Raw genomic sequence first — 22,541 nt, 5'->3', positions numbered from 1 at the left:
GAAACAGCCCTCATTTCGGATTCGGCGGTTCGGGTGGTCGTGCTCATCAGTGTCGAAAAACGCCCTATCACCGCTCTACACCGATCGGATCCGGCCGTTGTAGGGCCCTTGTAGACCCCCCGGACACACTCCTCGCAGGCAGAGCGGCAGGCTGAAAACCACCGGGAGGACGCGATGACCACCGCAGCGACCGAAACAGCGGGGCCGGCGGTACAGGTCCGATTCCTGGGCGACTTCGAGCTGACCGTCAACGGCACCCCCGTCCAGCGCTGGCGGGCCGGCAAGGCCCGTGGCCTGTTCCAGTACCTCGCGGTCCACCGCGGCCAGATGCTCACCCGCGACCGGCTCTACGCCTCCCTGTGGCCCGACGCCGACTCCGCCGCGGGCAGCTCCCTGAAGGTCGCCGCCCACGCCCTGCGCCGGGTGCTCGACGCCCACCCCGACCGCCCCGGCGACTCCGGGATCCAGCTGGTCTACCGGGACTTCGGGTACGTCCTGCACATCAGCGGCCTCTGGTGCGACCTGGACCGGTTCCAGGAACTGGTGCACACCGGCCTGCGCGCCGCCACGGCCGGTGACGCCCCGCTCGCCCGCACCCGGCTGCGGGCGGCGATCGACCTCTACGGCGGCGAGTTCCTGCGCGGCGAGAGCGCCGACTGGGTCGTCGAACAGCGCGAGTACCTCAGGGCGCTCGCGCTGCGGGCCCTGGGAGCGCTGCGCGCCGACGCCGAGGCCCGCGAGGACTTCGTGGAGCTCATCGAGGTCTGCAAGCGCACCCTGGAGATCGACCGCCACCACGAGGAGACCTACCGCGCGCTGATGGCCGCGCACGGCCGGCGCGGTGAACTCGCCTGCGTCCGGCGCTGGTACGAGCTGTGCGCCCGCCGGATGCGCGACGAGCTGGCCGTGGCACCCGGCCACGAGACCCAGCGGCTGCTGGGCACCCTGATCCCGGCCGCCGCGCGCGCCGCTGCCGCCGCTCCCGTCTCCGCCGTCACCGGCGCCCCGCCCGCCACCGTCCGCGCGCTGCGGTCCACGGCCCGCCGGGCCGGGACCCCCGCCTGGAGCCCGGAAGCCCGTACGACCGCCCTGGCCCGACCCGTGCGGCGGGCCAGGCCCGACAACCGGGCCGCGGCCGCCCTGGCCCGTGCGGCCGACCAGGCGACCGCGTGACACCGACCCAGCTGTTCAGCGAGCCCGTGATCCCGTGACCGAGTGAGGACCCCACCGTGACCGTGCTGACCGTGCCGACCGAGCCACAGGACTCCGGACCCGCCGGGGCCGAGCCCGACACGGCCCCCCTGCCGCCCCGTTACACCGACCAGTGGATCGGCGGCGCCTGGGTGGCCTCCGACGCCGACGGGCGCCTGGTCGTCACCGACCCCGCCACCGAGCGGGCCCTGGCCACCGTGCCCGCGGGCACCGCCCGGGACGCCGACCTCGCCGCGCGCGCCGCCGCGGCCGCCTTCCCGCGCTGGGCCGCCACCCCGCTGCGCGAACGCACCGCGCTGCTGCGCCGGGTCGTCGAGGCCATGGAGGTCCGGGCCGACCGCTTCGCCGAGACCATCACCGCCGAGGTCGGGGCACCCGCCCGGATGGCCCGCCAGACCCACGTCGGGCTCTCCCTCGGCATGGCGGCGCACTGCGTCGAGACCGCCGCCCTCTACACCTTCGAGGAGCGCGTCGGCCATTCCCTCGTCGTACGTGAGGCCGCCGGGGTGGCCGCGTGCATCACCCCCTGGAACACCCCGCTGTTGCTCACCGTGCAGAAGATCCTGCCCGCGCTCGCGGCCGGCTGCACGGTCGTCCACAAGCCGAGCGAGATCACCCCGCTGCACGCCCGACTGCTCGCCGAGGCCATAGCCGAGGCCGATCTGCCGCCCGGCGTCTTCAACATGGTCGTCGGCACCGGCGCCGCCGTCGGCACCGCGCTCGTCACCCACCCGCTGATCGACGTGGTCTCCCTGACCGGTTCCACCCGGGCCGGCCGCGAGGTCTCCGCGCTCGGAGCCGACACCGTCAAGCGCGTCCACCTCGAACTCGGCGGGAAGAACGCGAGCCTCGTCCTCGACGACGCCGACCTGGCCGCGTCCGTGGCCGCCACCGTCGACCAGATGCTTTTCAACACCGGCCAGACCTGCCTGCAGTGGAGCCGACTGCTGGTACCGAGGGATCGCCAGGACGAGGCCGTACAGCTCGCCGGAGAAGCCATGGCCGGGTACGTGACCGGCGATCCGCGCGACCCGGCGACCGACCTCGGCCCCTTGGTCTCCGCCGCCGCGTACGCACGTGTCACCGACCACATCCGCCGGGGCGTCGAGGACGGCGCCGGCCGCCTGGTCCGCGGCGGCCCCGACCGGCCCGACGGGTTGGACACCGGCTACTACGTCCGGCCGACGATCTTCGCCGACGTGGACCCGTTGAGCACGATCGGCCAGGAGGAGATCTTCGGACCGGTGCTCTCGGTCATCCCCTACGACGACGAGGACCAGGCCGTCCGGATCGTCAACGGCACCCGCTACGGGCTGCACGGCGCGGTCTGGTCCGGCGACGGAGCCCGCGCCGAACGGGTGGCCCGACGCTTCCGCTCCGGCCTGGTCGACGTGAACGGCGGCCAGTTCAACCCGGCCGCCCCGTTCGGCGGGTTCAAGCAGTCCGGGATCGGGCGCGAATGCGGCACCGCCGGACTCGAGGCCTTCCTGGAGACCAAATCGATGCAGCTCCCGCAGGGCGGGGGAGGCCAGGTGGTCGGCCCGCGCCTGCGAGCCACCGCGGCCGCCCGCCCCGCGGACACCGAGAGGAACGACGGATGACCGACCGGCACGCCGAGTCCGCCGGGGCCACCGCCCCGGGCGCACCGGCCGACGACGCACCGCCCCGCGCGGCCCGGGCCGAACCGGGCCCCGCCGAGCCGGCCGACGCCGCGCTCCCGCCGCTCTTCGCCCGCCTGGAACGGTGGACCCGCGAACAGCCGAACGAGACCGCCGTCAAGGCCTTCGACGGCACCCTCACCTACGCGGCGCTCACCGCCCGCACCGCCCGGTACGCCACCGCGCTCGCCGCGGCGGGGGTCGGCCCCGAGACCTCCGTCGGGCTGCTGCTCGGCCGATCCCGGGAGAGCGTGCCCGCCCTGCTCGCCGTCTGGAGCCTCGGCGGGACCGCCGTACCCCTGGACCCCGCGCATCCCGTCGAGCGCCTCGGCCGCGTCCTGCGCGACGCCGGGGCCGCCGTCCTGGTCGCCTCCGAGGTACCCACGGGCCTGGAGCCCGGCGGGATCACCCTGCTGGCCCCCACCGACGTCCGCCGCGGCGCCCCCGGGCCGCTCGGGGTGTCCGTACCCGCCCCCGACAGCTGCTCGTACCTCATCTACACCTCCGGAACCACCGGCCGCCCCAAGGGGGTCGAGGTCACCTACCGGGGCCTGGACACCTTCGTGGAGGCCCTCGGCGGCCTCGGGCTGCCCCCCGGCGGGCTCGGCCTCAACGCCGTCTCGCCCGCCTTCGACGGCTGGCTCTGGTGCACCCTGCTCTACCTGACGCACGGCCAGGGGGTCGCCCTGACCGACCTCTCCCTGGACGGGCTGCGCCAGGCCGCGGCAGAGGGCCGCGAGCCGCTGCCCGCCGGCCTGCGCACCGTCTCCCTCACCCCGTCGCTGCTCGCCGCGCACGGCGCCGGCATCGACTCCGCCGAGGTGGTCGTGGTCGCCGGGGAGGCCTGCCCGGCCGCCCTGGCCGAGCGGTTCGCCCGCGGCCGCCGGCTGCTCAACGTGTACGGGCCGACGGAGGTGACCATCGCCGCGACCTGGGCCGACAGCCGACGAGGGGACGACGTGACCACCATCGGACTTCCGCTGCCCGGCTACCGGGCCTACGTCCTGGACGAGGAGCTCCGCCCGGTCGCCGCCGGCACCGAGGGCGAGCTCTACCTCGGCGGCCCCGCCGTCGCCCGCGGTTACCGGGGCCGGCCCGGGCTCACCGCGAGCCGCTTCCTGCCCGACCCCTTCCAGGGCGGCGGCACCCGCATGTACCGCACCGGTGACGTGGTGGTCCGCCGCCCGAGCGGCGAACTGGAGTACCGGGGCCGCCGCGACGACCAGGTGAAGATCCGCGGCCACCGCATCGAACTGGGCGAGGTGGAGCGGATCGCCGCCGAACTCCCCGAGGTCGTCGCCGCCGCCTGCTGCCCGCTCGCCTCGGGGCAGACCCTCGGCCTCGCCGTGGTCGCGGCCCCCGGCAGCGACCCTGCGGGCCTCGCCGAACTGGTCGTGGAACGCTGCCGCAAGCAGCTGCCCGCGGCCGCGGTGCCCGCCGTCGTACGGGTACTCGACCGGATCCCGACCCTCAGCACCGGAAAGGCCGACCGCGAGGCGCTGGCCCGGGCCCTGGCGGCGCCGGAACGGACACCCGGCACACCGGAGGCGGCCCCGGGCGGCGGTCCGACCACCAGCGAGCGCGTCGTGATGGCCGTCTGGGCCGACGTGCTCGCCACCGAGATCCCCGGCCCCGACGCGGACTTCTTCGAGTTGGGCGGCCACTCCCTGGCCGCCGCCCGCGCGGTCTCCGAACTGCGCCGCGTCATGGGGCTGCGGGTGGGCCTCGGCGCGCTGCTGGCCGAGCCGACGGCCAGGCACTTCGCCGCCGAACTCGACCGGCTCTCCGCCGAGCGGGAGGCGTCCGCCGGCGCCCCGGCCGACGACACCGCCGAAGGGGCCTGAGCCATGGGCGCCTGGATCTCCACCTGGACCGACGACCCCGCCGACCGGGCCCTGCCCGCCCTGCTGTGCCTGCCCCCCGCCGGCGCCGGCTGCCAACAGTTCCGCCCCTGGCAGACCGAGCTGGCCGGCACCGCCCAGGTGTACGGAGTACAGCTGCCGGGCCGGGAGAACCGCTGGCGGGAACCCATGCCGGACAGCTTCGACGAGGCCGTCGAGGCCATCGCGACCGAACTGGTGTCCACCGTGGGGAACCGGCCCCTGATCGTCTTCGGCCACAGCTTCGGCGGCCTCCTCGGCTACGAGGTCTCCCGCCGGGTCGCCCCGCGGGCCCTGGTCGTCAGCGGCTGCCGGGCCCCCGGCCACTGGGACGGCGCCGGCCGCGGCATCGTCGACGACGGGGAGGAGCTGGACAAGCTCTTCGACACCGCCGGCCTCGACCCCGAACTGCTCGACGAGGACACCCGCGCCCTGATGGTCGACATGCTCCGCAAGGACGCCCAACTGTCCCTGAGCTATGTCCACAAGCCCGGCGTCCGACTCGACATGCCCGTCCACGCCTGGGGGGCCGACGGCGACGAGACCGTCACCTCCGCCGACCTGGACGGCTGGGCCGCGATCACCACCGCCGCCTTCACCCGGCACACCACCACGGGCGGCCACCACGCCGTACTGCGCCACCCGCGGCCCGTACTGGACCAGCTGACCGCCCTGCTGCGGGCCGCGGGCGCCGATCCGACCGCCCCCGCAACCGCCCCCACCACGACCGGCGCCTGAGCGCCCCACCGTCCCCACCCGCCCGAGTCCGGAGGACACCGTGCCCACCACCCACCAGGTCCTCGTGAACCACGAGGGGCAGTACGCGCTGTACCCCGCCACACGTGAGACCCCCGACGGCTGGACGCCGGCCGGCTTCGACGGCACCGAGGACGAATGCGCCGGCTTCGTGGACGCCCACTGGCCCGACACCCGCCCGCTCAGCCTGCGAGGAGCCTGAGATGGAGATCGACCTGCTCGACCCGGGCCCCTTCGGCCGCAACGACTTCTGGCCCACCTTCACCTGGCTGCGCGCCCACTCGCCCGTCCACTGGCATCCCGAGCCCGGCAGCGACGACGGCGGCTTCTGGGTGCTGAGCCGGCACCGCGACATCATGAAGGTCTACGCCGACAGCGACACCTTCAGCTCCGCGCGCGGCATGCGGCTGGGCAGCGATCCGGCCGCCGTGGCCGCCGTCGCCCAGCGCATGCTCATCGTCTCCGACGTCCCGCACCACACCCGCCTCAAGCGGGCCCTCCACCAGGCCTTCGGACCGCAGCAGATGCCGCGCCTCGAGGCGATGGTCGAGAAGGTGGTCGGCGAGCTGGTGACCGAGGCCCTCGAACACGACGAGCTGGACTTCATCGACCTCGCCAAGCAGCTGCCCAACCGGGTCGTCTGCGCCATGATGGGCATCCCGCGCGCCGACTGGGCCTGGATCGGGGCCCTCACCACCGACGCCTTCGACTCCCCGGACGACGAGGTACGCACCAACGCGCACTCGGAGATCTTCCTCTACTTCATCGAGCTGCTCGCCGAGCGCCGGGCCCGCCCCGGCGACGACCTGGTCAGCCAGATCGCCCACGACACCCTCGTCGACGAGGGCGACGGGGTCGAACGGCCCCTCAGCGACCACGAGATCGTCTTCAACCTCAACGGCGTCCTCTCCGGCGCCAACGAGACCACCCGCTACTCGGCGGCCGGCGCGGTCCACATGTTCGCCGAACACCCCGACCAGTGGCGGCTGCTGCGCGGCCTCGGCCAGGGCGGCATCGCCCCGGCGGTCGAGGAGATCCTGCGCTGGACCACTCCCGGGGTGCACGCCCTGCGCACCGCCGTCCGCGACACCGAGATCAACGGGATCCCGGTGGCCGAGGGCGCCCGCGTCACGCTGTGGAACGTCTCGGCCAACCGCGACGAGGACGTCTTCGCCGACCCGCACGCCTTCCGGGTCGACCGCCGCCCCAACCGGCACGTCGCCTTCGGACACGGCCGCCACCTCTGCCTCGGCGCGCGCCTGGCCCGCTTCGAGCTCGGCGCCCTGCTCACCGAGATGCTCGGCGTGCTGGACGGCTTCGAACTCGCCGGACCCGTCACCTTCAACTCCTCCAACTTCACCTGGGGGATCAACGCTCTCCCCGTGCGGCTGCTGCGCAGCCGAGCCTTCGCGAAGTAAGAAAGGGCCCGCACTGTGACCACCGCACTCGTCGACTTCAACCGCTCGGACGCCGCCTTCCCCACCACCGGGTATCCGCAGCTCCTCGCCGAACAGGCCGCCCGCACCCCCCGGGCCACCGCCCTCGCGCAGGGCGACCGCAGCTGGACCTACGCCGAACTGGAGGCCGCCACCAACCGGCTGGCGCACGCCCTGATCGCCCGCGGAGCCGCCGCCGGGGCCCGGATCGGCCTCTGCTACCCCCGGAGCGCCGACTACGTCATCGGCTCCCTCGCCATCCTCAAGACCGGCGCCGCGATCGTCGCCCTCGACCCGGTCAACCCCGACGACCGGCTCGCGGCGATGATCGCCGATGCCGCACCGCTGCTCGTCCTCACCCCGGCCGACCTCGGCCGCCGGATACCCGAGGACATCCCGCAGGCCGAGGTCGCCACCGCCGGCGCCGGCCTGCCCGACACCGCGCCCGAGGTGGTGACCGGCCCCGACACCGTCAGCCACCTGATCTACACCTCCGGCTCCACCGGCACCCCCAAGGCCGTCCTGGAACGGCACGGGGCGCTCACCAACCTCGTGCACTGGACCACCCGCGCCTACGGCGTCCGGCCCGGCGACCGCGCCTCCTGGATGTCCACCCCCGGCTTCGCCGTCCAGATCATGGAGTGGCTCGCCTACCTGCCCGCCGGCGCGGCCGTCCACATCCCCGAGGCGGGGCAGGCGCAGACCCCCGAGCAGATCCGCGACTGGCTCGTCGGCGAGGGCATCACCCACACCATGCTGGTGGCCGCCCTGGCCGAGCCCGCCTGGGGCCTGGACTGGCCCGCGGACACCGCGCTGCGGATCCTGGTGACCACCGCCGAGCGCGTCCACAGCTGGCCGCCCGTCGACACCCCCTTCCGGGTCGTGATGACCTACGGCACCACCGAGACCACCAACGTCCTGTCCTGCCTCGACCTCGGCGCCGGCATCGACTTCACCAGCCAGGCCACCTCCGACGAGGTCCGCGCCACCCGGCAGGTCCCGGTCGGCGTGCCCATCGCCAACCTCCGTGTCCACCTCCTGGACGAGGACGGCAGTCCGGTACCCGAGGGCGAGGTCGGCCGCCTGCACGTCTCCGGCGCCGGGGTCGCGGCCGGCTACCACGGCCGCCCCGAGCTCACCGCCGCGAAGTTCCACCCCAACTTCCTCGCCGACGACGCGCACCCGGTGCTCTACGACACCGGCGACCTCGCCCGCCGTCGCGAGGACGGCGCCGTCGAACTCCTCGGCCGCTCCGACTCCCAGGTCAAGATCCGCGGCTTCCGCGTCGAGCTCGGCGAGGTCGAGACGCACATCGCCCGCCTCGACGACATCGCCGAGGCCGTCGTCGTCACCCAGGAGCGCGGCCCCGGCGACAAGCGGCTCATCGCCTACGTGTCCCCGGCCGGCACGGCCGCACCCGACTCCGCCGCCGTGCGCGCCGAGGTCGCCCGCACCCTGCCCTACTACATGGTCCCCGCCACCGTCGTCGTGCTGCCCTCCCTCCCGCGGCTGCCCAACGGCAAGGTCGACCGGCGCAGCCTGCCCGAGCCCCCGGAGGGCCGCGACGCGGTCGGCGCGGGCTACGAGGCACCCCGTAACGAGGTCGAGGACGGGCTCAGCAGGCTGTGGTCCGACGCCTTCCGCACCGACGGCGTCGGCATCCACGACAACTTCTTCGAGCTGGGCGGACATTCGCTGCTGGCCTTCCAGCTGATCGACGCGATCCGTCGCCGCTACAGCGTCGAGCTCAGCCTCTCCGACCTCTCCACCTGCCCCACCGTCGCCGAGCTGGCCACCCTCGTCACCACCGAACGCGCGGGCGGCCGCGGCTCCTTCGGCGGCCTCCCCGCGATCGTCCCGGACCCCGCCGCGCGCTTCGAGCCCTTCCCGCTCACCGAGAGCCAGCAGGCGCTGTGGATCGGCCGCGGCGGCCTCGTCGAGCTCGGCAACGTCGGCTGCCACGGCTACTTCGAGTGGGAGAGTGAAAAGCTCGACGTGCCCCGCTTCGAGGGGGCCTGGCGCCGGCTCGTGGAACGCCACGACGCCCTGCGCACCCGCGTCCTGCCCGACGGCACCCAGCAGGTCTTCGAGGAGATCCCGGCCTACGAGATCCCCGTCACCGACCTCGGCGGCCTCGGCGAGGAGGCCCGGCAGGCCGAACTGGCCGCGCTGCGCGAGCGACTGTCCCACCAGGTCCTCGACGGCGACGCCTGGCCGCTGTTCGACGTACGGATCAGCCTGCTCGGCGGCGGCCGGGCCCGGATCCACCTCTGCCTGGACTTCCTCGTCGCCGACGCCTGGAGCTACTTCCAGGTCCTCATCCCCGACCTGGTCACCTACTACGTGGAACCCGGCGCCGAACTCGCCCCGCTGGAGCTGACCTTCCGCGACTACGTGCTCGCCGTCGGGAACTCGCTGCGCGACAGCGAGCTCTACCGCCGCTCCGAGTGGTACTGGCGCGACCGCCTCGCCACCCTCCCGCCCGCCCCCGAACTGCCCGAGCGCCCGGCCGACGCCCCCGAGCTGCCCGTCCGCTTCGAGCGCCGCAGCCACGTCGTCGCCCCGGAACGGTGGAGCCGGATCCAGGAGCGCGCCCACGCCCGCGAGGTGACCCCGTCCGGGGTCCTGGCCGCCGCCTACGCCGAGATCCTCGGCCGGGCAGCCGCACAGGCCCGGTTCACCATCAACTTCCCCCTGTTCAACCGCCTTCCGCTGCACCCGCAGGTCAACTCGCTGCTCGCGGACACCACGACCACCCTGCTGCTGGCCGTCGAACAGACGGACAGCACCTTCGCCGGACGGGCCCAGGCCGTCCAGCGCCGGCTCTGGGCCGACCTGGAACACCGCTACTTCAGCGGGGTACAGGTGCTGCGCGAGCTGACCAAGCTGCGCGGCTCCCTCGCCCCGGCCATGCCCGTCGTGATGACCAGCCTCGCCGGCCACCCGCCGCAGTACGAGGAGACGGAGCTGGGCGCCCCCGTCTACGGCATCTCCCAGACCCCGCAGGTCTCCCTCGACTTCCAGGTCTTCGAGAAGCCCGAAGGACTCACCTTCAACTGGGACTTCCTGCCCGCCGTCTACCCGGACGGACTCATCGACTCGATGTTCGAGGAGTTCACCGCCCTGCTGGACGCCCTCGCCGAGGACGAGATCTGGGAGCGCCACTCCCCGCCGCCCGGCGAGGACGACGCCGCCCCCGTCACGACCGAGGAGCGCGACACCGGCGACGCCTGGGAGCGGTACTGGGCCGGGATCCGGCGCACCGGACGCGGCGGCGACGTCATCTGGGACGCCGACAGCGGTGAGGAGTTCCACTGGCTGCTGGACCAGGCGCGACGCCACTTCCGCGGCGGCCTGCCGGTCATCGACCTGGGCTGCGGCAACGGCCGCTACAGCCGCGAACTCGCCCCGTACTACCCCTCGGTCATCGGCGTCGACGTCTCGGCCAGCGCCATCGAACACGCCAAGCGCGAGGCCGAGGGCGTGCCGAACGTCGACTACCTGGCGATCGACATGACCGACACCGAGCAGGCCGCCGTCCTGGGCGAGGGGCCGTACAACATCTTCGTCCGCGGCGTCTTCCACGTCCTGGACAGCGAGGCCCGGGCCCGGCTCGCCGCCGTCGCCGACCGCCTGCTGGGCGACGAGGGCACGCTGATCGTCCACGAGCCCGACTACTCCAGCAACTCCTTCGGCTACCTCGGCTTCGTCGGCGGCAAGCGCGGCCGTGCCGAGGACCTGGTCGGCCCGCTGGAGGCGGCCGGCGTCCGGCACTCGCATCGCTTCACCCGGCCCGAACTGGCCGAGGCGTTCGGCGCGGACGGGTGGGAGCTCGTCGAGGACGAGGCGATAGAACTGCATGCGATCGACCCGCAGTCGGACTCCGACGCGCTGCGGTTGCCCGGCTACTACGCGGTGCTGCGCCGCAAGCGCTGACCGCGGCACGCTCCGGCTCCGGCTCTGTGCCGGGCGGCTCCCCGCCGCCCGGCACAGGGCCTGCGCGTCGTTGGGAGCACCGGACCGGTGGTGGTGAGCGGGCCGTCGCACGCGTGGCGGCCCGCGACGAGAAGACGCGGCCACGGCCGCACGGCTGAAAGACTGGACACGTGGAACGACGTACGACGACCGACCGGCTGCTCAGGGCGCGCGCACAGGCGATCGGCGGCGAGGTCCGGGAGGAATCGGTCGCCGCCGTCCTCGACCGGGTGCTGGCCGTGCAGGCACAGGACCTGCCGGCGGCGGAGCTCGGCCTGCGGGTACGGGCCCGCGGGCTGACCCAGGACGCGGTGCGCCGGGCCACCGACGTCGAACGCACCGCCGTCCGCGGCTGGTTCATGCGCGGCACCCTGCAGCTGGTGCCGGCCGCCGACGCCCGCTGGCTGCTGGCCCTCTTCGGCCCGGTATACCTCGCGCTCGCCGCCCGGCGGCTGCGGGAACTGGGCCTCGACGAGTCCTTGTGCGCGCGCTCGGAACGGCTCATCATCGAAGCGATCGGCGCCGAGGGGCCGTTGACCCGCGCCCAGCTCACCGACCGGCTCACCACCCTCGGGGTGGAACCGAAGGGCCAGTCCGCCTTCCACCTGATCCGCCGCGCCGCGCTCGCCGGCCGCGTCTGCCACGGCCCGCAGCGGGAGGGTGAGGCCACCTTCGTCCTCCTCGACGACTGGCTGCCCGCGACCGGACCCCTGCCCTTCACCGGAGCCGCCGCCGAACGCGAACTCGCCCGCCGCTACCGCGCGGCGTACGGACCGTCCGACGCCCTGGACTTCGTCCACTGGTCGGGGCTGAAGGCCACCACGGGCAAGAGTGCGTGGGCCGCCGTACGCGAGACCGGATCCGAGCCGCTACCCACCCCGGGCGAGCCCGACGTACGCCTGCTGCCGGCCTATGACAACTACCTCGTCGGATACCGCAGCCGCGAGCTGTCGGTACCCGCGGCACACGAACGCCGCGTGTGGCCCGGCGGCGGGCAGATCCGCGCCACCGTGCTGGTCGACGGCCTGGCCGTCGGCACCTGGTCGGGAGGCCGCCGCGGGGCCCCGGTGACCGTCGAGCCCTTCCCCGGGGCCGAGCCCCACACCCCCGCCGTGGCGGCCGGGATCGCCCGCGAGAGTGCCGACATAGCACGGTTCTCCAGCTGAACTCATCGCATGTCTACAAGAGTTCTACATTCCCGGAATTCATAACCGGGGTCTAACTCGGGGTCCATAGCGTCAGTGCCGTCCGACAATTCCGTACCCAATCAGAAAAGGGCGTCGACATGGCACTCGGTCGGCATTCCGATTTCAATCGCCTGTGGTTCGGGCAGACCGTCAGCAACTTCGGAGACAAGATCTCCCTTCTGGCGCTACCGACCCTCGCGGTCGTGGTGCTGGACGGTGGAGCCTTGGAGGTCGGCGTGCTGGGCGCGCTGCGCTTCCTCCCCTTCCTGCTGCTCGCCCCGATCGCCGGGCTGGTGGCCGACCGGGTGTCGAGGCGCACCGTCATGATCGTGGCCGACCTGGGCCGTTTCCTGGCCCTGGCCACGATTCCGCTGGCGTTCGCGCTCGACTCCGTCAGCATGACCCACCTCTTCATCGTGGCCGGCATCACCGGCTGCCTCACCACCTTCTTCGAGGTCTCGTACCAGTCCTGGCTGCCCCAGCTCATCGGCACCGAGAATCTCATCGAAGGCAATACCAAGCTCCAGATCAGCCGCAGCGTCGCCGAGGCGGTCGGTGCGGGCGCCGGTGGCGCACTCATCCAGCTGCTCGGCGCCGCACGCGCCATCACCGCCGATGCGTTCACCTTCCTCATCTCGCTCGTCGCCCTGCTGGTCATCCGCCACCGGGACGTGCGCGAGCGGACCGAGGAGCGCAAGGCCTCCGCGAAGGCGGAGATGAAGGAGGGCATGCGGACGCTCTTCGGCAACCCGGTCCTGCGCGGCCTGTTCACCGCCAACGTCGTGGTCAACCTCGGTGCCGCGATGGGTGACGCGCTCCTGATCGTCTACGCGTACAAGGTGCTGGACCTCAGCCCCGGCCAGGTCGGTGTCGCCTTCGCCGTCATGTCGGTCTTCGTCATCGTCGGTGCGGTGCTCTCCGAGGTCGTCTCCAAGAGCCTCTCGGTGGGCCGCCTGCTCGTCATCACCGCGGTCGTGCTCGGCGCCGGCTACATCCTGGTGCCGACGGGCGGGGCGATCGGCGGCTTCGTCGGACTGATCGTGGTCCAGGCCATCATCGGCTTCGTCTCCCCGATGTTCGACATCCACGTCCTCAGCCTCGTGCAGGGGGTCACCCCGAACGAGCAGATGGGCCGCGTCAGCGGCACCGCGCTCTCCGCGGTGTACGGCGCCCTGTCGCTGGGCTACTTCGCCGGCGGCGCGCTCGGCGAGGGGATCGGCCTGACGGCCGGCCTCGCCGTGGCCGGCGCGGTCACCATCGTCGGCGGCCTGACCCTGCTCGCCGGACCGGTGGCCAAGATCAAGGAAATGCCCGCCGGTGACAACGCCGAGGAGGGATCTCCGGCGGCCGACGAGGCCAGGATCACCGCCTGATCGACGCACGACGGGGGAGCGGGAGTGGGTGCCGGCCGAACGGCGCCCACTCCGCACCGCACCCCGCCCCCACCCCGTACGTCCGTACACCGCACCCGAACCGGTGCCCGTACCCCCCACGCCCAGCGCCGCGCACCCCGCGGCGCCACCTCGCCGTATCCCTCTCCCGACTCCCGAAGACGCACGGAGGCTCAAGGTGAGCGAGTCCCTCGCCGAACGCATAGCCGCACTGCCGAAGTCCCGCCGGGCACTGTTCCAGGCCCTGACGGGCCGCACCGGCGGGCGCGCCGCCGTACGGGAGGACCCTGAGCCGGCACCCCGCGACCCCGCCGAAGAACCGGTGCTCTCCTTCGCGCAGCGCCGCCTGTGGTTCATCGACCAGCTGCAGCCCGGCAGCCCCGCCTACAACGTGCCGGTCGCCACCCGCATCCGCGGCCCCCTCGACGTCCCCGCCCTGCACGCGGCGCTCCAGGACATCGTGGACCGCCACGAGGTGCTGCGGACCGTCTACCGCTACCAGGAGGGCGCCACCGAGGCCGTCCCCCGGGTGATCGACGGCTACCGGCTTCCCCTCCCGGTGACCGAGCTGCCCGACGAGGCGGCGGCCCGACCGTTCTACGACGCCGACGCGGGCGCCCCCTTCGACCTGGCCGGCGCCGTCCCGCTGCGGGCCCGGCTCGGCCGGATCGACGCCGAGGACCACGTCCTCGTCCTCAACCTGCACCACATCGTCACCGACGGCTGGTCCATGCGCGTCCTCTACACCGAACTGGAGCGCGCCTACGCCGCCCGCACCGGCGCCCCCACCGAGACGACGGCCCCGCTCGCCCTCCAGTACGCCGACTTCGCCACCTGGCAGCGCCGCCGCGTCAGCGGGGACCGGCTGGAGAGCCTCACCTCCTTCTGGCGCGAGGAACTGGGCGGCGCCACCCCGGTGGACCTGCCCACCGACCGCCCCAGACCGCCCGTCTTCGGCCACGCCGGCGCCTCCCGCTACATCGACCTCCCGCCCCGGCTCATCGCCCGGCTGCGGGAGTTCGGCAAGTCCGAGGGCGCCACGCTCTACATGACGATGCTGGCCGGCTTCGCCGCCACCCTGCGCCGCTGGACCGGCCAGGAGGACATCGTCGTCGGCACCTCCGTCTCCGGCCGCGACCACCCGGCCTTCGGCGAGCTCATCGGCTTCTTCGTCAACACCCTGCCGCTGCGCATCCGAACCGGCGGCGACCCCGGCTTCGCGGAGCTGGTCCGCGCCACCCGCCACACCACCCTCCAGGCGTACGCGCACCAGGAACTGCCCTTCGACCTGATCGTCGACGCCCTCGGCCTGCCCCGCGACCCCAGCCGGCCGCCGCTCACCTCCGTGATGTTCCTCCTCGACGAGACCCCGGACACCGCCCCCGGCCTCGCGGGCGTCGCCACCGAGCCCATCGACTTCTCCTCGCACGCCACCAAGTACGACCTCATGATCAGCGTCCACGACACCGGGACCGCCGTCCGCGCCCTCGTCGAGTACCCCACCGCCCTGTTCGACGCCACGACCGTGGACCGGCTCCTCGGCCACTTCCTCACCACCCTCGAAGGGGCGCTCGACCGCCCCGACGCCCCGCTGTCCGCCCTGCCGTTGCTCACCGACGCCGAGCGCCGGGCCGCCCTGGACGACTGGAACGCCACCCGCGCCCCCTTCCCCCAGGACGCCTGCCTGCACGAGCTGTTCGAGCAGCACGCCGACCGTCGGCCCGACGCGCCCGCCGTGATCCTCGGCGGACTCGGCGGCTGGAACATCACCTACCGGGAGCTGGAGGAGCGCGCCAACCGGCTCGCGCACCGGCTGATCGAAGCCGGCGCCGGCCCCGACCGGACCGTGGCCCTGTGCCTGCGCCGCGGCCCCGGACTGGTCACCGCGATCCTCGCCGTCCTCAAGTCCGGTGGCGCCTACGTCCCCCTCGACCCGGACTACCCGGCCGAGCGCCTGGCCCTGCTGCTGAAGGACGCCGCGCCGCCCATCGTCGTCTCCGACGCGGAGCTGATCGGCCGGCTGCCCGTCCCCGCCGGCACCGCCCAGGTGCTCCTCGACACCGACCGGGCCGCGCTCGCCGAGCTGCCCGCGACCCGCCCGGCCGTCCCCGTCACCTCCCGGGACCTGGCCTACGTCATCTTCACCTCGGGCTCCACCGGCACCCCCAAGGGCATCGCCCTGGAACACCGCGGCGTCGTCAACAACCTGCTCGACCTCAACCGCTCGTACGGCATCGGGCCCGGCGACTCGGTCCTCGCCCTGTCCTCGCCCAGCTTCGACATGAGCGTCTACGAGACCCTCGGCATCCTCGCCGCCGGCGGCACCCTCGTCCTGCCCGACCCGGCCGCCGCCAAGGACCCGGCCCACTGGGCCGACCTGGTCGAGCGGCACGGCGTCACCGTCTGGAACTCCGCCCCCGCCCTTCTCGGCCTCCTCGCCGACCAGCTCGAACACACCGGCGGGCCCCGCCTGCCGAAGCTGCGCACCGCGTTCCTCGGCGGCGACTGGATCCCCGTCACCCAGCCCGACCGGATCCGCGCCTTCGCGCCCGACCTGTCCTTCGTGGCGCTCGGCGGGGCGACCGAGGCCTCCATCCACTCGGTGGAGTTCCCCGTCGGCCGGGTCGATCCCGAGTGGACGAAGCTCCCGTACGGGCGGCCCATGGCCAACCAGCTCACCTACATCCTCGACCCGAACGACCGCCTCGTCCCCGTCGGCGTCCCCGGCGAACTCCACCTCGGCGGCGTCGGACTGGCCCGCGGCTACCTGAACCGGCCCGAGCTCACCGAGGAGAAGTTCGTCCACGTCGAACTGGAGCCCGGCCGCACGGAACGCCTCTACCGCACCGGCGACCTGGCCCGCTACGGCGCCGACGGCACCATCGAACTCCTCGGCCGCACCGACTTCCGGATCAAGCTCAACGGGCTCCGCATCGAACCGGGAGAGGTGGAGAGCGCGCTGCGCGACCGACCCAGGGTCCGCGAGGCCGTCGTGGCCGCCCGCCGCACCGCCGGCTCCGACCGTCTCGTCGGCTACGTGGTCCCCGAGGAGGGCGCCGACCTCGACACCGCGGCCCTACGGACCGCCCTCGCCGCCGTCCTGCCCCCGCACTGCGTCCCCGCCGAACTGGTGCTGCTGGAGCGGCTGCCGCTGAGCCCCAACGGCAAGGTGGACCGGGGCGCGCTGCCCGAACCGCGTCCCGCCGGCCCCGCCATGAGTCGGCCCGCCGCATCCGCATCCGCATCCGCGTCCGCGCCGGCCGACACGGACCCGGTCGCCCTGCGGATCGCCGCCGTCTGGGCCGAGGTGCTGGGCGTGCCCGAAGTCGCCCCCGACGACGACTTCTTCGCCCTCGGCGGGGACTCCTTCGCAGCCGTGCGCGCGGTCCGCGCCGTCGCCACCGCCCTGCCGGACGGCGGAGCCGCCGCCCTGCGCGTCGTCGACCTGTTCAGCAACCCGACCCCGGCCGGTCTCGCCGCCCGCACCGCCGAACTCGCCGGAACGGACCCGGCAGCGGGCCCGCGGCAGCACCGACTGCTGCACCGGCTCACCCCCGAACGCCCCGCCGGAACCACCGCGTTGACCCTCGTCTGCTTCCCGCACGGCGGCGGCGACGCGATCGCCTACCAGCCACTGGCCGCCCAGCTCCCGCCGCACATCGAACTCCTGGCCGTCTCCCCGCCCGGACACGACCCGCTGCGCCCCGGCCCGATGCTGCCGGTCCCCGAGTTCGCGGAACTCGCCGCCGCGGAGATCGCCCGCACCGTGCGGGGCCCGTACGCGGTCTACGGCCACTGCGCCGGAGTCGTCACCGCCCTGGAGACCACCCACGTACTGGAACGGCTGGGGCAGCGCCCGATCGCCCTCGACCTCGCGGCCGCCCTCCCGGAGGAGGACCCCGAGTACGCCCTGGAGATGGAACGCGTCTCCGGCGACGACGACCTCGTCGCGTACCTGACCACCATGGACGGCTTCGACGGCGTCCTCGACGACAGCGACCTCACCGCGGTCCTGCGGATGGTCCGCCACGACATGACCGAAGCCGCCCGCTTCTTCGCCCGCACCCCGGACGGCTACGACCGCCCCCTGGCCACCCCGCTCACCTGCATCATCGGCGACGCCGACGACGCGACCGAGGGCTACGCGAACGGCTACCGCGCCTGGGGCCGGTACGCGGCCGACGTACGCCTCGCCGTGATCCCCGGCGGCCGCCACTACTTCGCCAAGCACCTGCCCGACGCGCTCGCCGCTCTCCTCGCCGACCTGCACCGCAACGGAGGAACCCATGTCTGATCTCGCCGAACGGCTCGGCCGGCTGCCCCAGGGACAGCGCTCCCGGCTGCTGGGCCGGATGCGCAACCAGATGACGGCCGGAGTGGGCCGCCGCATCGAACTGAAGCGCGCCGACCACGGACCGCGCTCCCGCTCCTCCTTCCAGCAGGAGCAGATGTGGTTCGTCGACAAGCTCGGCGCCGGTAAGGCCCGCAACAACATAGCCCTGGCCATAGGCCTGGGCGGACCCCTCGACCGGGCCGCCCTGCACGAGGCGCTCAACGCCGTCGTCGCCCGCCACCAGGTGCTGCACAGCAAACTCGTCGAGATCGACGGAGTGCCCTGGCAGGAACCCGTCCCCTCCTTCGTGCTCGGTGTCCAGAGCACCGACCTCGCGGGCAGCGAGGACGCGGACCGCGAACTCGCCGAGCTCACCGCGAGCTGCGCCGCCGCCCCCTTCGACCTGGCCGCCGGCCCGCCCGTCCGCGCCCACCTCGTACGACTCGCCCCCGAGCACCACGTCCTGCTCTGGGTCGTCCACCACGTCGCCTGGGACCCGGGCTCGACGCGGATCTTCACCGAGGAACTGACCGCGGGCTACGCGGCGGCCGCCGCGGGCAAGCGCCTCGAGGCTCCCCGGCTCGCCGTCGAGTACGCCGACTTCGCGGCCTGGCAGCGGGCCAAGCTGGAGAACGACGAGCACGGCCGGGCCCTCGCGACCAAGTGGCGCCAGATCCTGGCCGGCGCCGTCGCCACCGAGGTCCTGCCCGACCACCCGCGCGGCCCCGAGACCAGAGGTGACGGCCGCGGTCTGAAACTGACCCTGGACCAGAAGCTCCTGGACCGCCTCACCGAACTCGCCGACGCCAACAGCACCACCGTCTTCACCACCCTGCTCGCCGCCTTCAACGCGCTGTTGCGGCACTGGACCCGCACCGAGGACGTCGTCGTCGGCACGGCCAGCGCCTCCCGGCCGCACCCCGACCTGGAACAGGTCATCGGCTGCTTCGTCCAGATGATCACCCTGCGCACCGAGGTCACCGACCAGCTCACCTTCCGCGAGCTGGTCACGCGCACCGCGGCCTCCGTCATGGACTCCTTCACCAACAGCGAGCTGCCTTTCGAGCAGGTCGTCGAGGCCGTCCGCCCGGTGCGCGACCCGCTGCGCCACCCGCTGTTCCAGATCGAGTTCACCTCGCTGGGCCGCTGGGGGACCCACCGGGCGCAGGCCGCGGACGTCGACTTCACCATGGACCAACTGCACGACGGCGCGGCCAAGTTCGACATGAGCTTCCTGGTCGGCGAGAACGACGGCCTGGAACTCTCCCTCGAATACAACACCTCCCTCTACCGGCACGGCACGGCGAGCGCCCTGCTCGGCGCCTTCCGCCAGGTCCTGGAGCAGGTCGCCGAGAACCCCGACCTCCAGGTCGGCGACATCAGCCTGGTCGAGGAGCCGGCCGCCTCCCGGCACGCCCGCGAGCTGTCCCGCGGCGGCCCCGTCGACGAGGCGGCCTGGACCACCACCCTGGACCGCGCGTTCCGCGAGCGGGCTACCATCCACCCCGACGCCGTCGCCGTCCGCCACGGCTCCACCCGGCTCGACTACGCGGCCCTCGACCGCTGGTCCGAGGCCATCGCCCACCGGCTGCGCGACCGCGGGGTCCGCCACGGTGACCCCGTCGCCGTGTGCGTCTCCCGCGGCCCGGCCGCCGTCGCCGGCGTCCTCGGCGTGCTCAAGGCGGGCGCCCACTACATCCCGATCGACCCGGCCGCCCCGGCCGAGCGGACCCGTACCGTCCTCGCCGACGCCAGGATCCGGCACGCCCTCGTCGACGAGAGCGCACAGCTGCCCGTACCGCTGGAGCTGGTCACCACCGGGACGGCCGCCCCCGTCCGGGAGGTCCCCTCCCTCGCACCGACCGCCACCCCCGGCGACCTGGCCTACGTGCTCTACACCTCCGGCAGCAGCGGCACCCCCAAGGGCGTCATGATCGAGCACCGCTCGGTCACCCACTTCTCCCGCACCATCGCCAAGGCCTACGAGATCCGGGCCGAGGACCGCGTCCTGCAGTTCGCCCCGCTCACCTTCGACGTCTCCGTCTTCGAGATCTTCACCACCCTGCTGGCGGGCGGCGCGCTCGTCATCGCCACCGACGACGAGCGCCGCGACCCGGCCCTGCTGCAGACCCGGATGCGCGAGGACGCGGTCACCGTCGCGGAACTCCCGCCCGCCCTGCTGCCGTTGCTCGACCAGGCCGGCCTGCCCGACCTGCGGCTGGTCTCGGTGGGCGGCGAGGCCTTCCCCGGCCGGCTGGTCGCCGAATGGACCGCGGGGGAGCGCAGGTTCGTCAACGGGTACGGACCCACCGAGGCGACCGTCGCCGTCACCCTCATGGACTGCACCGGCAGCTACGACCGCAACCCGCCGATCGGCCGCCCCATGCCCGGCCACCAGGCCTTCGTCCTCGACGAGCGGCTGCGGCCGGTCCCGCCCGGCGTCCCCGGCGAACTGTGCGTCGCCGGCCCCGGCGTCGCCCGCGGCTACCTGGGCCGTCCCGACCTCACCGCTGACCGCTTCGCCGACAACCCCTATGCGGACGGCCCCGAGACCGAGCGCCTCTACCGCACCGGCGACCTGGTCCGCTGGCTGCCCGGCGGCAACCTGGACTTCCTCGGCCGCACCGACCGCCAGCTCAAGGTGCGCGGCCACCGCATCGAGCCGGGCGAGGTCGAGTCCGTGCTCACCGGACACCCCTCCGTGCAGCAGGCCGTCGTGGTCGCCCAGCCCGCCGCGGGCGGCGAGCGGATGCTGGCCGCCTACGTCACGGTCGAGCAGGTGGGCTCGTACGCCTCCGAGGTCGCCGACGCCGAGGGCCTGCGGGCCTACGCGGCCGGCCGGCTGCCCGGCTACATGGTGCCGGTCGTCGTCGTCCTCGACGAACTGCCCCTCACCCCGCACGGCAAGGTCGACACCGCCGCGCTGCCGCAGCCGACCGAGCTGTCGGCCGAGGGCGGCACCGCGCCCCGCGACGCCATCGAGGAGCAGATCTGCCGCGACATCCTCACCCCGCTGCTCGAATGGCAGAACCCGGACGTGGAGGGCGACTTCTTCGCCCTGGGCGGCAGCTCCCTGCAGGCCACCATCGTCGTCTCCCGGGTCCGCGCCCTCTTCGGCATCGACATCGCCCTCGCCGACTTCTTCGGCCGCCCGACCGTCTCCGGGCTCGCCGAACTGGTCCGCGCCGCCAAGGCCGAGGCCGCCGGTGAACAGGACCGGCTGCTCGCGGTCTTCGAGCAGATCGAGAACATGAGCGACGACGAGGCCGCCGCCCTCCTCGGCTCCCTCCAGCACCCGGACGGTCCCTGATGGCCGACCCGGCCGGGCTCGAAGGAGCGCTCGCCGCGCTTCCCGAGGCGAAGCGCGAACTGGCCCGCCTGATGCTGGCCGCCCGCCGGCCCGTACCCGCCCACCCGGCCCCGCGCTCCGGCGCGGGGCCGGTCCCCCCGACCGCACTCCAGTCCCGGCTGTGGCGCCGCGAACGCACCCACCCGGCCGTCGCCACCGGCTCGCACGCCCTGCGGCTGACCGGTCCCCTCGACCCCGAGCGGCTCGTGGAGGCACTCACCGGGGTGCTGCGCCGCCACGAGGCGCTGCGTACGAGACTCGCCGTCTCCACCACCGGTCAGCCCCGGCTGCACGTGGACGAGGAACCGGTGCTGCGGCTCACCCGGGCCGACCTCTCGGGCTTCACCCCGCAGTCCGCCGCCGAACGCGTGGCCCTGCAGCTCACCGAGAGCGCCTCCACCGTCCTGGACCTGGAGGGCGGCCGCACCAGCGCCTTCCGGCTGCTGCGGCTCGCCCCGGACGAGCACGTCCTGATCCTCGCCTCCCACCTCGCGGTCTTCGACGGCTGGTCCTCCGGGGTCTTCCTCGCGGACCTGGCCGCCGGCTACCGCGCGGGCCCGGCCGGGCTCGCCCCGCCCGACCTGCAGTTCCCCGACTACGCCGACTGGCAGCACCGCTGGCTCGCCGGACCCGACGGATCGGCCGAACTGTCCCGACGCCGAGCGGTGTTCGCCGCCGACCCACCCGCACCCCGGGCACCCGGCGGATTCGAACGCGGCCATCTCCCGGTACGGCTGGCCCGCGGGCCCGTCGACGCCGGGCTGGAGCTCGGCGCGGCCGAGGGAGCCACCCCGTTCATGACGCTGCTCGCCGCACTGGCCGTCGTACTGGCCCGCAGGCAGGGCCGTACCTCGCAGGTGATCGGCACCCCCGCGGCCGGCCGCTTCGCCGGAGCCCTCGAAGGCGCCGTCGGGCAGTTCACCACCGTGGTGCCGATCCGGCTCGACCTGGCGGGCGGCCCCACCTTCCGGGAACTGCTGCACCGCACCCGGACCGCGGTGGCCGAGGCGCTCGCCCACCAACGGCTACCCGTTGATGTCCTGTTCGACGACGGCTCGCCCCCGCCGTACAACGTCCTTTTCGCCCTCCACAACTACCCGTCGGTCCCCCTGGACCTGCCGGGCATCGAGGTCGGCCAGCTGCCCGGGCCGTCCGCCCGGCACCTGGAGCTCTACAGCCCCGACCCGGCAGCCGCCCTCGCCTGCATCGGCCTCGTGGAACGGGACGGCGAGATCGGCGGCACCGCCGAGTACAACCGCCACGCGGCCAGGCCCGAGGACGTGCGAGGGCTGCTCACCGGAATCGAGGACGTGCTGGACCGGGCCGTCGCCGCGCCCGCATCCCCGCTCACCACCTAGGGAGTT

Annotated in this window: 12 protein-coding genes; all 12 read left to right on the top strand. The window is 73.8% G+C overall.

Going from position 1 to position 22,541, the window contains the following annotated elements:
- Positions 1-174 precede the first annotated feature (174 nt).
- The 12 genes from OG624_RS06190 to OG624_RS06135 all read left to right on the top strand — a co-directional run bounded on the left by OG624_RS06190 (position 175) and on the right by OG624_RS06135 (position 22,535).
- On the top strand, positions 175-1,173 hold the full coding sequence (locus OG624_RS06190; RefSeq protein ID WP_051762272.1) for an AfsR/SARP family transcriptional regulator: 999 nt from the start codon (positions 175-177) through the stop codon (positions 1,171-1,173).
- Between the two features lie 128 nt (positions 1,174-1,301).
- Positions 1,302-2,813, top strand: a complete 1,512-nt coding sequence (locus OG624_RS06185; RefSeq protein WP_051762306.1) for an aldehyde dehydrogenase family protein — start codon at positions 1,302-1,304, stop codon at positions 2,811-2,813.
- Positions 2,810-4,714 carry a non-ribosomal peptide synthetase gene (locus OG624_RS06180; RefSeq protein ID WP_371639198.1) on the top strand — a complete coding sequence of 635 codons (1,905 nt, stop codon included), beginning with the start codon at positions 2,810-2,812 and terminating at the stop codon, positions 4,712-4,714. Before OG624_RS06185 ends, OG624_RS06180 begins: the two co-directional genes overlap by 4 nt.
- A gap of 3 nt (positions 4,715-4,717) precedes the next feature.
- Positions 4,718-5,488: a thioesterase II family protein gene (locus tag OG624_RS06175; protein WP_051762270.1), complete on the top strand. Its 771-nt coding sequence runs from the start codon at positions 4,718-4,720 to the stop codon at positions 5,486-5,488.
- Positions 5,445-5,708, top strand: a complete 264-nt coding sequence (locus OG624_RS06170) for an MbtH family protein (RefSeq protein ID WP_167745519.1) — start codon at positions 5,445-5,447, stop codon at positions 5,706-5,708. Before OG624_RS06175 ends, OG624_RS06170 begins: the two co-directional genes overlap by 44 nt.
- Before the next feature lies 1 nt (position 5,709).
- Positions 5,710-6,924 (top strand): cytochrome P450, encoded by a 1,215-nt coding sequence (locus tag OG624_RS06165; RefSeq protein ID WP_266359357.1) that lies wholly within the window; start codon positions 5,710-5,712, stop codon positions 6,922-6,924.
- 15 nt (positions 6,925-6,939) lie between these two features.
- Positions 6,940-10,878 carry an amino acid adenylation domain-containing protein gene (locus tag OG624_RS06160; RefSeq protein ID WP_371639197.1) on the top strand — a complete coding sequence of 1,313 codons (3,939 nt, stop codon included), beginning with the start codon at positions 6,940-6,942 and terminating at the stop codon, positions 10,876-10,878.
- 170 nt (positions 10,879-11,048) lie between these two features.
- Entirely contained in the window at positions 11,049-12,083 is a 1,035-nt protein-coding gene (locus OG624_RS06155; RefSeq protein ID WP_033214187.1) for a winged helix DNA-binding domain-containing protein, read from the top strand.
- Between the two features lie 119 nt (positions 12,084-12,202).
- Positions 12,203-13,477, top strand: a complete 1,275-nt coding sequence (locus OG624_RS06150; RefSeq protein WP_051762266.1) for an MFS transporter — start codon at positions 12,203-12,205, stop codon at positions 13,475-13,477.
- 196 nt (positions 13,478-13,673) lie between these two features.
- Entirely contained in the window at positions 13,674-17,789 is a 4,116-nt protein-coding gene (locus OG624_RS06145) for a non-ribosomal peptide synthetase (RefSeq protein ID WP_371587331.1), read from the top strand.
- Entirely contained in the window at positions 17,782-21,138 is a 3,357-nt protein-coding gene (locus OG624_RS06140; RefSeq protein ID WP_371639196.1) for a non-ribosomal peptide synthetase, read from the top strand. The genes OG624_RS06145 and OG624_RS06140 overlap by 8 nt, the downstream gene beginning before the upstream one ends.
- Positions 21,138-22,535 (top strand): condensation domain-containing protein, encoded by a 1,398-nt coding sequence (locus OG624_RS06135; protein ID WP_371639195.1) that lies wholly within the window; start codon positions 21,138-21,140, stop codon positions 22,533-22,535. The genes OG624_RS06140 and OG624_RS06135 overlap by 1 nt, the downstream gene beginning before the upstream one ends.
- Positions 22,536-22,541 lie beyond the last annotated feature (6 nt).

Origin of the sequence: Streptomyces virginiae (genome assembly GCF_041432505.1) — a bacterium.
GTDB lineage: Bacteria > Actinomycetota > Actinomycetes > Streptomycetales > Streptomycetaceae > Streptomyces > Streptomyces virginiae_A.
Note: the sequence above shows the minus strand (reverse complement) of the source record. Positions and strands in the feature narration are given on the sequence as shown.